This is a genomic window from Nocardia sp. CY41 (assembly GCF_009829325.1).
In the GTDB taxonomy this organism is placed as follows: domain Bacteria; phylum Actinomycetota; class Actinomycetes; order Mycobacteriales; family Mycobacteriaceae; genus Nocardia.
In genome coordinates, this window is sequence record NZ_VUOS01000012.1 from 190,503 (window position 1) to 204,076 (window position 13,574).

General features: G+C 70.1%; 14 protein-coding genes. 9 read left to right on the forward strand and 5 right to left on the reverse strand.

Annotated elements, in window-relative coordinates:
* Positions 1–14: 14 nt before the first annotated feature.
* On the reverse strand, positions 15–962 hold the full coding sequence (locus tag GVY64_RS14645; protein ID WP_236566848.1) for an HAD family hydrolase: 948 nt from the start codon (positions 960–962) through the stop codon (positions 15–17).
* Between the two features lie 223 nt (positions 963–1,185).
* On the opposite strand from GVY64_RS14645, the gene GVY64_RS14650 reads away from it, so the two are divergent.
* The 5 genes from GVY64_RS14650 (at position 1,186) to GVY64_RS14670 (ending at position 6,713) form a co-directional block, all read left to right on the forward strand.
* Positions 1,186–1,446: a glutaredoxin family protein gene (locus GVY64_RS14650; RefSeq protein ID WP_159841608.1), complete on the forward strand. Its 261-nt coding sequence runs from the start codon at positions 1,186–1,188 to the stop codon at positions 1,444–1,446.
* A gap of 238 nt (positions 1,447–1,684) precedes the next feature.
* Positions 1,685–2,530, forward strand: coding sequence for a redox-sensing transcriptional repressor Rex (locus GVY64_RS14655; RefSeq protein WP_159841610.1), 846 nt, complete (start codon positions 1,685–1,687; stop codon positions 2,528–2,530).
* Positions 2,531–2,600: 70 nt separating this feature from the next.
* Complete coding sequence (locus tag GVY64_RS14660; RefSeq protein ID WP_159841612.1) at positions 2,601–4,034, forward strand: glutamyl-tRNA reductase; 1,434 nt, start codon at positions 2,601–2,603, stop codon at positions 4,032–4,034.
* Entirely contained in the window at positions 4,031–5,086 is a 1,056-nt protein-coding gene (gene hemC, locus GVY64_RS14665; protein WP_236566836.1) for a hydroxymethylbilane synthase, read from the forward strand. The genes GVY64_RS14660 and hemC overlap by 4 nt, the downstream gene beginning before the upstream one ends.
* A 64-nt stretch (positions 5,087–5,150) precedes the next feature.
* A complete protein-coding gene (locus GVY64_RS14670) occupies positions 5,151–6,713 on the forward strand; it encodes a uroporphyrinogen-III synthase (protein ID WP_159841614.1) in 1,563 nt (520 codons plus the stop codon).
* A gap of 176 nt (positions 6,714–6,889) precedes the next feature.
* Here the strand turns inward: GVY64_RS14670 and GVY64_RS14675 are convergent, their stop codons facing one another.
* Positions 6,890–7,900 carry a GlxA family transcriptional regulator gene (locus GVY64_RS14675; RefSeq protein WP_159841616.1) on the reverse strand — a complete coding sequence of 337 codons (1,011 nt, stop codon included), beginning with the start codon at positions 7,898–7,900 and terminating at the stop codon, positions 6,890–6,892.
* A gap of 116 nt (positions 7,901–8,016) precedes the next feature.
* On the opposite strand from GVY64_RS14675, the gene GVY64_RS14680 reads away from it, so the two are divergent.
* Both GVY64_RS14680 and GVY64_RS14685 read left to right on the forward strand, forming a co-directional pair.
* A complete protein-coding gene (locus tag GVY64_RS14680; RefSeq protein ID WP_159841618.1) occupies positions 8,017–8,892 on the forward strand; it encodes an NAD(P)-dependent oxidoreductase in 876 nt (291 codons plus the stop codon).
* Positions 8,889–9,395: a pyridoxamine 5'-phosphate oxidase family protein gene (locus GVY64_RS14685; protein WP_159841620.1), complete on the forward strand. Its 507-nt coding sequence runs from the start codon at positions 8,889–8,891 to the stop codon at positions 9,393–9,395. The genes GVY64_RS14680 and GVY64_RS14685 overlap by 4 nt, the downstream gene beginning before the upstream one ends.
* 289 nt (positions 9,396–9,684) lie before the next feature.
* Here the strand turns inward: GVY64_RS14685 and GVY64_RS14690 are convergent, their stop codons facing one another.
* The 3 genes from GVY64_RS14690 to GVY64_RS14700 all read right to left on the reverse strand — a co-directional run bounded on the left by GVY64_RS14690 (position 9,685) and on the right by GVY64_RS14700 (position 11,717).
* Positions 9,685–9,957: a hypothetical protein gene (locus GVY64_RS14690; RefSeq protein ID WP_159841622.1), complete on the reverse strand. Its 273-nt coding sequence runs from the start codon at positions 9,955–9,957 to the stop codon at positions 9,685–9,687.
* A 119-nt stretch (positions 9,958–10,076) separates the two neighbouring features.
* Positions 10,077–10,886, reverse strand: a complete 810-nt coding sequence (locus GVY64_RS14695) for a tetratricopeptide repeat protein (RefSeq protein WP_159841624.1) — start codon at positions 10,884–10,886, stop codon at positions 10,077–10,079.
* 45 nt (positions 10,887–10,931) lie between these two features.
* Positions 10,932–11,717, reverse strand: coding sequence for a hypothetical protein (locus tag GVY64_RS14700; RefSeq protein WP_159841626.1), 786 nt, complete (start codon positions 11,715–11,717; stop codon positions 10,932–10,934).
* 183 nt (positions 11,718–11,900) lie between these two features.
* On the opposite strand from GVY64_RS14700, the gene hemB reads away from it, so the two are divergent.
* Positions 11,901–12,878: a porphobilinogen synthase gene (gene hemB, locus GVY64_RS14705; RefSeq protein ID WP_159841628.1), complete on the forward strand. Its 978-nt coding sequence runs from the start codon at positions 11,901–11,903 to the stop codon at positions 12,876–12,878.
* Positions 12,879–12,883: 5 nt separating this feature from the next.
* Complete coding sequence (locus tag GVY64_RS14710; RefSeq protein WP_159841630.1) at positions 12,884–13,399, forward strand: hypothetical protein; 516 nt, start codon at positions 12,884–12,886, stop codon at positions 13,397–13,399.
* The last annotated feature ends 175 nt before the right edge of the window (positions 13,400–13,574 follow it).

The window sequence follows — 13,574 nt, forward strand, 5'->3', positions numbered from 1 at the left end:
GCTCTGGTGGCCCATCAATGATCATCACGACGGCGTGTAACTGCCGCCGCGACCGCGCCGCCCGCCGCGCCCAGGGCCAAGGCGGTGGGGACGCCGATCTTGGCGGCCTTGCGGCCGGTGCGGAAGTCGCGGATCTCCCAGCCGCGGTTCTTGGCGACTTCGCGCAGATCCGAATCGGGGTTGATCGCCACGGCCGTGCCGACCAGTGAGAGCATCGGCACGTCGTTGTGGCTGTCGGAGTACGCGGTACACCGCTTGAGGTTCAGGCCCTCGCGAATGGCCAGCGTGCGCACGGCGTGCGCCTTGCCGAGGCCGTGCAGGATGTCGCCGACCAGCCGCCCGGTGAACGTCCCGTCCACGCTCTCGGCCACCGTGCCCAACGCCCCGGTGAGGCCGAGCCGCTTCGCGATCACTTGCGCCAGCTCCACCGGAGTCGCGGTCACCAGCCACACCTGCTGGCCCGCGTCCAAGTGCATCTGGGCCAGCGCGCGCGTGCCGGGCCAGATCTTGTCGGCGATGATCTCGTCGTAGATCTCCTCGCCCAGCGCGGCCAGCTCGGCGGTCGAGCGCCCGGCGATGAACGCCAGCGCCTTCTCCTTGCCGCTGGCCATATCGGTGCTGCTCTCCTTGCCGGTGACCCGGAATTTCACCTGTTTCCAGGCGACGTCCACCAGATCGGAGGTCTTGAAGTACTTGCGCGCCGCCAGACCGCGAGCGAAATGCACGATCGACGCGCCCTGCACCATGGTGTTGTCGACGTCGAAGAACGCCGCCGCGGTGAGGTCGCGCGGGGCCTCCGGGCCGACCGCCTCGAACTCGCCCGCGGCGAGTTCGGCGTCATGCAGGGTCAGCGCCGCGTCGGCGCTCGCCTCACCGGCCAGATTGGCCCGCAATTCCTCTTCACTCGGGCCGAAAGGGCTGCGCGAGATGCGGGCGAGCTGGTCCTGCAATCCCTGGCCCATCTGGCTCAGGTTCCACCGCGCCGGAAACTCACCGAACCGTCCCGCGATGAATCCGGCCCTCGCCACCTTCGATCGTTCCGGCACCAGTACCTCCGCCCGTCGCGCGAACCATGTCAACAGTAGCCGGATGAGCCGACAGTCACGGCAGAAGGCGGCGCGCGACACAATCGCGTGGCGCGTACCGGGCCGCCCCGGCGTGCGGCCCGCGGATTAAATTCCGGTCATGACCAATCCCACACATTCGGTGACATTGCTGACTCGCGCGGGCTGTGGACTGTGTGCGACAGCACTGGAACAGCTGCGCGTGATCTGCGCCGAATTCGGTATCGAACCGGGGACCGTCGACGTCGACGAAGCCGCCGTTACCGACCCTGGCCTGCGGGCGGAGTACGGCGACCGGCTTCCCGTCGTCCTGCTCGACGGCCGCGAACACAGCTATTTCGATGTGGACGAGACCCGATTGCGGGCGGACCTGAAGCGCTGAGCGCGCCGTTTTCCGTCCGATTCGGCCGCTGTGCTGGTCGCGGCGGAAAATGAGGCCAATTTCACCGACTTTGTGCAGGGCTTCACAAGCAGTTACGGTGGTGGCACGCGACCCGCATGCCGAGGCTGCGGAGCCGCCCCGAAATCCGAAACTTCGACACCCTGGCACCGGACCGTCCCCGGTGCAGCGGGTCGAGCGACGAACCGGAGCCCGAGGCCCGGGACGAGGAGCCGACGACGTGACAGAGCAGCATGAGGCGCCGAGCGGCGTCTCCGGCAGGGCTCTGCAGAAGGACATCCCGCAGGCCACTGTCGCGCGGCTGGCTACCTATCTTCGGGTCCTCGCCATGTTGGCCGACGACGGTGTTGCCATCGTATCGAGTGAGGAACTGGCTGTCGCGGCGGGTGTCAATTCGGCCAAATTGCGCAAGGATCTCTCCTTCCTCGGCCCCAACGGTGTTCGCGGCGTCGGCTACGACGTGGCCAAGCTCCGCTCCCGGATCGAGGACGTGCTCGGCTTGTCGCAGGGCCACCGCGTCGTGCTGGTCGGCGCGGGGAATCTGGGCCGCGCCCTGGTCGGCTACGGCGGGTTCCGGCGGCGCGGTTTCACCGTGGTCGGCATTCTCGACAGCGACCCCGCGGTGATCGGCATGCCGGTCGCGGGCCTGGTGGTGCGCGACGTGGCCGAGCTGGCCGCGGCGGTCGCCGAACTGGAGCCGACCATCGCGGTCATCACGGTTCCCGACGACGCGGCCCAGGACGTGTGCGACCGGCTCGTCGCCGCGGGCCTGCAGTCGATCCTGAGCTTCGCGCCCTGTGAGCTGGTCGCACCGGCGACCGTCGAAGTCCGGCGCGTCGACCTGGCCGTCGAGATGCAGATGCTGTCGTTCGAACGGGTGCGCAACGCCGAGCAGGCCCCGCTGCCGGAGGTCGCGCACGCCGGATCCAGCCGCATCGCGCACCGCCTGCCGACCCCGCACGCGGCGCAGGCGCACCCGGCACTCCAGCACTCGACAACCCCGCATACGACAACCTCGCATACGGCAACGGAGCCAAGCAGCAAGGGATCGGTGGTCACACCATGAGTGAGCGCAGCGAGCGGATCATGCAGCACAGCACGGCGGAGCGTTCCGTCCGTGCCGGGACGGTGGCGGCATGAGCGTTCTCCTCGTCGGCATCTCGCACCGCAGCGCGCCGGTCCCCGTGCTGGAGAAGGTGGCCGTAACCGACGCCGACCGGCCGAAGCTGATCGACCGGCTGATCGCCTCCAGCCATGTGTCCGAGGCGATGATCGTGTCCACCTGCAACCGGGTGGAGGTCTACGCGGTGGTCGACGCCTTCCACGGCGGTCTCGCCGAGATCGGTGACCTGCTGACCAAGCACTCCGGCCTGCCGATGCCCGATCTGACCAAGCACGCCTACGTGCGCTACTCCGAGGCCGCCGCCGAGCACCTGTTCGCGGTGGCCAGCGGCCTGGATTCGATGGTCGTCGGCGAGCAACAGGTGCTCAGCCAGATCCGCGGCGCCTACGCCTCCGCCGACGCGCAGAGCGCGGTCGGACGGACCCTGCACGAGCTGGCGCAGCACGCGCTGCGGGTCGGCAAGCGGGTGCACGCCGAGACGGGCATCGACCGCGCGGGCGCGTCGGTGGTGTCGGTCGCGCTGGACCGCGCGCAGCAGGTTCTCGGCCCGCTGGCCGGACGGACCGCCGCGGTGGTCGGAGCCGGCGCGATGGGCGGGCTCGCGGTCGCGCATCTCTCACGCGCCGGGATCGGCCGGATCATCGTGGTGAACCGCACCATCGAGCGGGCCCGCAGACTCGCCGAGACCGCGCGCACGCACGGCGCCGAGGCCGAGGCGATGGAGCTGTCGCGGCTCACCGAGGCAATGGCCGCCACCGACGTGGTGGTCACCTGTACCGGTGCGGTCGGCGCGGTCGTGACGCTCGCCGATACCCACCGCGCGCTCACCGATCGGGAGCGCGGCGAGGAAGCCACGGTGGAGCGGCCGTTGGTGTTCTGCGATCTGGGGTTGCCGCGCGACGTCGAGCACGCCGTGGCCGGCCTGCCCGGTGTCACGCTCATCGACATCGAGACGTTGCAGCGCGATCCGGCCGCGGGCGCCGCCGCCGACGACACCGCCGCCGCCCGGTCGATCGTCGCCGACGAACTGGCCAGATATCTGGCCGGACAGCGGATGGCCGAGGTCACCCCCACGGTGGCCGCGCTACGCCAGCGCGCCGCCGAGGTGGTCGAGGCCGAACTGCTCCGGCTGGATTCGCGGCTGCCCGGCCTCGCCGACCCGGAACGCGACGAGGTCGCGCGCACGGTGCGCCGGGTGGTCGACAAGCTGCTGCACGCGCCGACGGTGCGGGTCAAGCAGCTCGCGTCCACGCCGGGCGGCGACAGCTATGCCGAGGCGCTGCGCGAATTGTTCGAACTGAAGCCCGGTGCGGCCCAGGCGGTCGCCGCGCCGATGGAGATCACCACGCTCGCCGGCGATCACGCCGAGCTCAGCGACGGGGAGATCGCGCTGGCCGACGATTTCACGGCAGGCCATCGCAGCGAAGAACAGGGGCAGACGGCATGACCATGGTCCACCAAGAAGGCAACGCCACCGCGGACGGCACCCGCGCCCCGTGGCGGATCGGCACCCGAGGCAGCCTGCTCGCGCTCACCCAGGCGGGCACGGTGCGCGACGCGCTGATCGCGGCCGGGCAGCCCGCCGAGCTGGTCGTCATCAAGACCGCCGGTGATCTGTCGTCGGACCCGGTGCAAAAGATCGGCGTCGGCGTGTTCACCTCCGCGCTGCGCGACGAGCTGGCCGCGGGCGCGATCGACATCGCCGTGCATTCCTACAAAGATCTGCCGACCGCGCAGGACCCGCGCTTCACCATCGCCGCCATCCCGCCCAGGGAGGACCCGCGCGACGCGCTGGTCGCGCGCGACGGGCTGGTGCTCGGCGAGCTGCCCGCGGGCGCCAAGGTGGGCACCTCCGCGCCGCGGCGCGCCGCTCAGTTGCGGGCGCTCGGACTCGGCTTGGACGTCGTCCCGCTGCGCGGCAACCTGGACACCCGGCTGCGCAAGGTCAGCGAGGGCGAGCTGGACGCCGTCGTGGTGGCCAGAGCCGGACTGGCCCGCATCGACCGGCTGGACGCGGTCACCGAGGCGCTGGAGCCGGTGCAGATGCTCTCGGCTCCCGCCCAGGGCGCGCTCGCGGTGGAATGCCGCAGTGACCACGCCGCCCTGGTGGAGATCCTGTCCGGGCTGGACGACGCGGCCACCCGGGCCTCGGTGATCGCCGAGCGGTCCCTGCTGGCCGAACTGGAAGCGGGCTGCACCGCGCCGATCGGTGCGCTCGCCGAGGTCGTCGAATCGCTCGACGACGAGGGGCGGATCGTGGACGAGCTGTCGCTGCGCGCGTGCGCCGCGGCCGTCGACGGATCCGACGTGCTGCGGGCGTCGGTGGTCGGCGCCCCGGCCGACGCGGCAGAGCTCGGCCGCGCGCTCGCCCGCGAGTTGCTCGACATGGGTGCGCGCGAGTTGCTCGCCACCGAACCGGACGACGGTTCCCCCACCCGGGCGGTGAGTTCGCCCGCCACAGACTTGCCCAACCCCAGCCCAATGGAGAACAGCCGATGAGCCAGCGAAGCACAGGCACCGTGCCCTCGGGTTTGCCGGAGCCGAGCGCAAGCGAGGTGCAGGCATGAGCCGAGCCGCGAAGAAGCACCCCGGTCGCATCCTTTTCGTCGGATCGGGTCCCGGTGACCCGGCGCTGCTCACCGTGCGTGCGCGTGAGGTCATCGGACGGGCGACGCTGGCGTTCACCGACCCGGACGTCGACAAAGGAGTGCTCGCCCTGATCGGCACCGCCGTGGAGCCGGGCCCCGACGGGGAACGTTCCGTCGACGTGCGACCCGCGCTCGGCGAACCCGCCGAGGTGGCCAAGACGCTGATCGCCGAAGCGCGTGCCGGGCACGACGTGGTGCGTGTGGTCGCGGGCGACCCGCTGACCACCGACTCGGTCATCGCCGAGGTCAACGCCGTCACCCGCTCGCACATGGTCTTCGAGGTCCTGCCCGGCCTGCCCAACGGCTCCGCGGTGCCCAGCTACGCCGGCATCGCGCTGGGTTCCGGGCACACCGAGGCGGATGTGCGCGGGGAGGTCGACTGGGCCGCTCTGGCGGCCGCGCCGGGCCCGCTGGTGCTGCACGCGACCTCGGGGCATCTCGCCGAGACCGCGAGTGCTCTGGTCGAGCACGGTATGGCGCCGCAGACGCCGGTCGCGGTGACGGTGCGGGGCACCACCCGGCAGCAGCGCACCATCGAGGCAACGCTGGCCACGCTGAACAGCGCGGCCTCCGAACTGGTCGGCCCGCTGGTGGTGACCATCGGCAAAGTGGTCGCGCAGCGCTCGAAGATGTCCTGGTGGGAGTCGCGCGCGCTGTACGGCTGGACCGTGCTGGTGCCGCGCACCAAGGACCAGGCGGCGGAGATGAGCGAACGACTCGTCACGCACGGCGCCATCCCGATGGAGGTGCCGACCATCGCGGTCGAGCCCCCGCGCAGCCCCGCCCAGATGGAGCGCGCGGTCAAGGGTCTGGTCGACGGGCGCTACCAGTGGGTGGTGTTCACCTCAACCAACGCGGTGCGCGCGGTGTGGGAGAAGTTCGCCGAGTTCGGCCTGGACGCGCGGGCGTTCTCCGGCGTGAAGATCGCCTGCGTGGGCGAGGCCACCGCGGACAAGGTGCGCTCGTTCGGCATCAACCCCGAACTGGTGCCAAGCGGTGAGCAGTCCTCCGAGGGCCTGCTGGCCGACTTCCCGCCCTACGACGACGTGTTCGACCCGGTCAACCGGGTGCTGCTGCCGCGCGCCGACATCGCCACCGAGACGCTGGCCGAGGGTTTGCGCGACCGCGGCTGGGAGATCGACGACGTCACGGCCTACCGCACGGTGCGCGCTTCGCCGCCGCCCGCGGAGACCCGCGAGATGATCAAGACCGGCGGTTTCGACGCGGTCCTGTTCACCTCGTCCTCCACGGTCCGCAACCTGGTCGGCATCGCGGGCAAGCCGCACGCGCGCACCATCGTGGCCTGCATCGGCCCCAAGACCGCCGAAACCGCCATCGAATTCGGCCTGCGCGTGGACGTCCAGCCCGACGTGGCCCAGGTCGGTCCGCTGGTCGAGGCCCTGGCCGAGCACGCGGCTCGGTTGCGCGCCGAGGGTCTGCTGCCGCCGCCGCGCAAGAAGAGCCGCCGCAGCAGGTGAGCTGTGCCCGAGTCCCAGCGCCTGCGGCGCTGGGTGTTCGCGGCCCCTGACGGCCCGCGGTTGCGCGCCCGCAACGCGAGCGGGGCCGCGAACGGAACAGCTGGGTCCAGCTTCGTAGCTTTCCTTGGGCAGGCATGCTGTTGTTCGGTGCCGCCGATGGCGGGGTCCCCCACGCCTCACGCCCGAGCAGGGCCGAGCCGGGACCGGTCGGGTTGGCGGGGGAAGGCGCGGCGGTAATCGCTGGGGCTGACGCCGATGTGTTTGAGAAAGTGGTGGCGCAGGTTGTTGGCGGTGCCGAGGCCGCTGAGTTCGGCGATCTTCTCCATCGGGAGGTCGGTGGCTTCCAGCAAGGTTTGGGCTCGGCCGAGGCGCTGGTTCAGCAGCCACTGCAGGGGTGTGGTGCCGGTTGCCTCCTGCAGCCTGCGGTAGAGGGTCCGGGGGCTCACGGCGGCGCGGCGGGCGAGGTCTTCGATGGTGAGCGGTTCGTCGAGATGGGCTCGGACCCAATCCAGTACGGGAGCCAGACCCTGGCCGTCGGTGTCGGGTACCGACAGATCGATGAACTGTGCCTGGCCGCCGGGGCGGTGCGCCGGGACCACCATGCGGCGGGCCAGCTGGTTGGCGACGTGTGGGCCGAGGTCGCGGCGGACCAGATGCAGGCACAGGTCCAGCCCGGCGGTCATGCCCGCGCTGGTGAGCACGTCGCCGTCGTCCACGTAGAGGACCGAGTCGTCGACCTGGACCTTCGGATATCGTTGCGCCAGTTGAGCGGTGTGCATCCAGTGCGCGGTGGCGCGCCGGCCGTCCAGTAGGCCCGCCTCCGCGAGCGCGAAGGCGCCCGTGCACAGCGAGACCATGCGTGCCCCGGCCGCGGCGGCCTCGCGCAGTGCCGCGGTCAGCTCGGCGGGGACCGGTTCGCCATGTTCTACACAGGCGTCCGGTACCGACGCCACGATCACCGTCTCCGCATCGGCGAGATCATCGAGCCCGTACTGCGATCGCAGCGTGAAGCCCGGCGCCACCGAGGACGGCTCGGCGGTTCCGCACAACCGCAGCTCGTACCAGGGGTCGGCGAGGTCGGGCTGCGGCTTGCCGAAGATGGTCGCGGGGATGCTCAACTCGTAGAAATCCCAGGAGGACACGGAGATCTCGGCGGGAACCACCAAGGCGACGGAACCGGCGCTCATGCTTGCCATCGTATGGCAAGAATTTGGTGGAGGCCGTCACCGCTGTCACTGGTTCAGTCGCTGGAATGTTGCGAGTCTGATTGCCGCACCTGGATCGCAACCCGAGGAGAGACACAATGAACTCTGGCCCGCAGCCCGTGACGGTCATCGGACTGGGATCGATGGGCTCGGCACTGGCCGCAGCGCTGCTCGACCGCGGCCACCCGACGACAGTGTGGAATCGCTCGCCGCGCCGGGCCGAACCGTTGGTAGCCCGTGGCGCCCGGCTCGCGGGCACCGTCGCCGACGCGATGGCGGCGAGTCCGCTGATCATCGCGTGCGTGCTCGATTACGAGAGCCTGCGCGCGGTCGTGGAGCCCGCAGCCGAGGCGCTCGCGGGCAGGGCGGTCGTCAATCTGACCTCCGGTTCCCCCGAGCAGGCGCAGGAGACGCTCGACTGGTTCGGCGCGCACGGCGCGGAGTATCTCGACGGCGCCATCATGACCACCCCGCCGGGCGTCGGCAGCGCCGAGATGATGTTCCTCTACAGCGGGCGGCGTGACGTCTTCGAGACGCATCGCGCCACCCTCACCGCGCTCGGTGACCCGTTGTACCTGGGCCAGAAGCCGGGGCTGGCCTCGCTGTACGACTCGGCGCTGCTGGGCTTGATGTGGTCGGCCATGACCGGCTGGCTGCACGGCACCGCGCTGGTGGGCGCCGAGAAGATCGCGGCGACGGCGTTCACGCCCATCGCGATCCGCTGGCTCGGCGCGGTGACCGGATTCCTGACCCGATACGCGCCCCAGGTGGACGAGGGCTGCTACCCGGGCGACGACGCGACCATCGACGTCCAGATCGCGGCCATCGATCACCTTCTGCATGCCGCCGCGGCCCGCGGTCTCGACAACGCTTTGCCCGAACTCCTGAAATCCACCATGCAACGGGCACACGCCGCCGGTCACGGCTCGGACAGCTTCGCTGCCGTCATTGAAACGCTGCGGGGCGGCCGGTGAGCTCCAGGGTGCACGAATTCGCCCAACTGGAATCCGAATTCAACAGCTACATCGGCGCGATCAACTACGCCACAATGGTCACCGTTGACGCCGAGAACCGCCCACGCACCCGAATTCTCATCCCGGTCTGGGAGAACGTCGACGGTCGACCCGTCGGCTGGCTGGCCACCTATCGCACACCGGTGAAGGCCGCTCATCTGGCCCGCAACCCGCACACCAGCTTCTCCTACTGGTCACCGGGAAACAATTCGGTGGCGGTCGAAGCCATTGCGGTGTGGGCGAATTCGCTCTCGACCAAGCAACACGTGTGGGAGCTCTACCGCAAAACCAGTCCTCGTGGCGCGGGGTACCACCTCGGCAACTTCTGGAAGTCACCGGCTGATCCCCGCCTGCACGTGCTTCATCTCGATCCTTGGCGTATCCAGGTGATCCGCGGCCGCGACCTCCGCAGCCGAATCTGGCAACCCGCGATCGAGGATCGGCCGGTCATCGACCGGAATTGAGCCCATTTCCGCCCGCGGCAGGGCAGCCCTGCGGCTCTGGGTCCTCGGAGCGAACGTGGCAGCAGGTCTGTGGCCGACTCCTCTGAACCAGGCGCTGCACGAGGGCGCTCGCCGCATACCTCGAGCCGCGGGTTCGGATGGCCCGACATCCGGAGCCGGATTCGGCGTGAATCAATCGGTCGGGTGCCGTACCGCGCATCGCCCAGAGATGAGCTGGACCGGCACGCCGCGGTGTGCGCTGTGCCGGTCCGGATGTCCGAGTAGCGCGGGACAGCGCAGTTCGCAGGTCTCAGTACCGCCTGCGCATCAAGGTGCGGACCATGGAGCAGGTGGCGTCGGAGGGCGGCCGGATGCCGATCACCTCGGCGGTGTGCCTGATCCGCTGGTTCGTGGCGTAACTCGGTGCGTAGACACCGGAATCGAGCAGTGCGATCGCCAGGCGCATCGCCTTGAGCCGCCGGTTGTGCAGGACGTACCAGGCCCGTGGGCGGCCCGCGGGCAGCGGACGCTTCTGCAGCGGGGTGTAGGGGCGATCGATGAGAACGGTTTGCGGTGTGCGCATTGGCATCCCTCCCGTGGCGATCGGGGGCAGACGAGCCCCCTCGAACGTACCTTCGATTCTACCCGGGGGGTCTGACAAACTTGGCTGGCCAGAAGGTTTTCGAACGCGGAACGGGCGGGTCACAGGTCGTGCAGCAACTGCAGCGACTGCGAATGGCCCAGTGCGGCCGCGCGTTCGAGCCACTGCCTGGCTTCCAACTGCGCCGGGGTGCGGCCGGTCGCGATGGCGGCGGCGGTCCGCAGCACCTCGGGGTCGGCGAAATCTCCTGCGAGATAGGGCGTGTTGGCGGCGCGCAGCAAGAGCGCGAGGTGGAACATCGAGTCCGCGTCGCCCGCTTCGGCGCCCTTGCGCAACCAGCGCTCGCCCTCGATCGGTTCGCCGCGGTCCAGATACAGCGCGCCCAGTACTGCCATCGCATCCGTTCTTCCCCGCCGTGCGGCCTCGGTGAGCAGGTCGATCGCGCGCTCGAATTCGCCGCGGCGCGCCAGGCGAAGGCCGAGACTGCGCATGGCCGTGGGATTACCGGCGCGAACGGCTCGTTCGTACCACTGCTCGGCCTCTTCGTCGCGCCCGCGCCGGTTGGCGATGACGCCCATATTGCAGAGAGCTTCGGGCAACCCGAGCTCGGCGGCGGGTCGCAGCCAGCGCTCGGCCTCGTCGAAATTCCCCCGCTCCACATGCAGCAGCCCCAGCTGTATCCCCGCCGCCTTGTTGCCGCGCGCCGCGGCGGTCTCCAGCCAGCGGATGCCCTCGCCGATCCTTCCGTCCGCGCCCAGCAGCGCGCCGAGCATGCCCATAGCGGGCGCGCTGCCACCCGAGGCGGCCCGGCGCAGCCAGTGCTCGGCGCCCGCCGCGTCGCCGGCGTCCCACAGCGCTTCGGCGCGCCGCTGCATGGCGAGCAGTTCCACCTCGCTCGGTAGGTCGCTCATCTCAGCACCCGGCCTGGCGGTATCGCGCGGACAACACGCAGTCCATCATCGCGCCTGTTCGAGCGGGGCGCGGTACCCGTTCGCCCGCGCGTACGCGGTCAACTGCTCGTCGTAGTTGCGGAGGCTGTCCAGCAACCAGGTGTGTCCGGTGTCCTTGACGACCACGATCGGCCCGCGGCTGCCCGGCGGGAGCGTGGGAACGGAGCCGTCGAGGTACCAGCTCGTGGTCGACCAGGGGAAGATGTACGCCCAGCCGATGTCGGCCACCCGTTGCGGCGGCCCGAGCTGCAAGGGGTCGGCGGGAGTGGCATGCCGCGCGCTGTGCTGGGCGAGCAGGTGCCGGGCGCTGTTGCGGGCCACCCGCACGTCCAGCGGGCCCGAGGTCGTGCAAGGGAACCGCAGACTGATCTCCGCCCCTGGGCGCAGCAGCCGGCCCGCCTCTTGCATCACTTCGCACGGCCTGCTCTGCAGGCGCAGGAAAACGCTGTGGGCGGTGTCGGAGAAGCGCAGCTGGACGGTGGCGTCCTCGGTGCCGCCCACCAGGTGCGTCCCGCGGCTGCGTGCCCACTCCGACTCGTCGGGACGGATGCCGAGCGTGGCAAAGGCGACGTGCGCGCCGGGCATCACGCCGGGCGCGGCCGACTGACGCGCGACGAACTCCACTCCGAAGTTCCGCCCGGTGGCGTCTACGGCGCGCCAGATGCGCAGCACCGTCGTCGGCGGAGGCAGGTTGTCGGTCAGCACGGGCCACCAATCCGACAGCAGTACCGCCACCCACGACTCGAAGTCGGCGGCTCTGGCCAGCGAGATATCGATGTGCGGATCGGTCATGCTGTCCCCCAGCGGGTCTCGCCCCTAGTCGGAGTATGCGCCTTCGGGCGCGGAACCAGGTGTGATTTCACACACCGTTATCAGTCGGATGACATGGCCGATCGCCGCATAACGGCCCGGGGTCCGCGAGCACGCCCACGGGCGCTCGCGACAGCGGATCGCACCGGGCGTATCGTGCGATTCATGACCGGAATGGACCGCCCACGGCGGTTGCGCCGTACCCCGGCTATGCGTCGTCTCGTGGCCGAAACAACTCTCGAACCACGGCAATTGGTACTACCGATGTTCGTGGCCGACGGCTTGGCGGAGCCGCGCCCGATCGGTTCCATGCCGGGCGTGGTGCAGCACTCGCTGGACTCGCTGCGAAAGACGGCCGTCGAGGCGGTCACGGCGGGGGTCGGCGGCATCATGCTGTTCGGTGTGCCGCGTCCGGAGGACAAGGACGCCGTCGGCAGCGCGGCCTGCGATCCACACGGCATCCTCAACCGCGGACTGCGCGCGCTCGCCGACGAGGTGGGCGGCTCGACGGTGGTCATGGCCGACACCTGCCTGGACGAATTCACCGACCACGGCCATTGCGGTGTACTGGCCGCCGACGGCGCGGTCGACAACGACGCGACGCTGGACCGCTACGTCGAGATGGCGCTGGCCCAGGCCGAGGCGGGCGCCGACCTGCTGGGCACCAGCGGAATGATGGACGGCCAGGTGGGCGCGATCCGGCGCGGCCTGGACGCGGCCGGGCGCATCGATACCGGCATCCTGGCCTACTCGGCGAAATACGCGTCGGCGTTCTACGGCCCGTTCCGGGAGGCGGTCGGTTCCTCGCTGGAAGGCGACCGACGCACCTATCAGCAGGACCCGGCCAACCGCCGCGAGGCGATCCGCGAACTGGAACTGGACCTGGCCGAGGGCGCGGACATCGTGATGGTCAAACCGGCCATGTCGTATCTGGACATCCTGCGCGAGGTCGCCGATCGCTCGACGGTCCCGGTCGCGGCCTATCAGATCTCCGGTGAGTACGCGATGATCACCGCCGCCGCCGAGCGCGGCTGGATCGATCGCCGCGGCGCGATCCTCGAGTCGCTGCTGAGTATCCGCCGGGCCGGCGCGGACATCGTGCTCACCTATTGGGCGACCGAGGCCGCGAACTGGCTGTCGTGACGAATATGGCGGGACCGTTCGCCGCGGGCCCGGCCCGGCCCCCGATGCCCGAGGACGTCGGCACCGCGCGGCAGCTGTGGTGGGGTGTGATCGGCTTCGGCGTAGTGCAGTTGATCGCCTCGATCCTCGCCGCGCTGGATCAGCGGCGCACCTTCGCCGAAGAGGTCTTCGAGCAGGCCAAAGTGCAGGATCCGCAGGTCACCATGGCCAGCGCCGAGCTGATGGTGTCGCTGGTCTACATCGTCGTGGTCCTGATCGGGCTGGGCGTGGCGGCGCTGGCGTCGGTGATCGTGCACCAGTTCGGTCGCGGCAAGTCGTGGGCGCGCACCGTGCTGACGGTGCTCGGCGCGTGGGTGGTGGTGATAGGCGTCGGGGCGCTGCTGGCGATCGACGCGGTGACCGGGACGGCGTCGCTCGTGGCGGGCGGCGCTTCCATCGTGCAGGCGGTGCTCGCGGTCGGCGCCGTCTATCTGTCCCACCGGCCCGAGTCCACCGCCTACTTCCAGCCGGGCGGACGCTGAGGCGCCGATGGAACACGTTGCCAATTTGTCCCAGACATTCCGGCATGTATGGTGAGGGTTGTCACAGTGGACGTGGGAACCGGAAGCTACTTGCCGCCCTTTTTCGTGGATTACGCGCGGGAACTGGGCAGATGGCTCCGGAGGATCGGAGGCAACGATGCGAGTGGTGATCCAG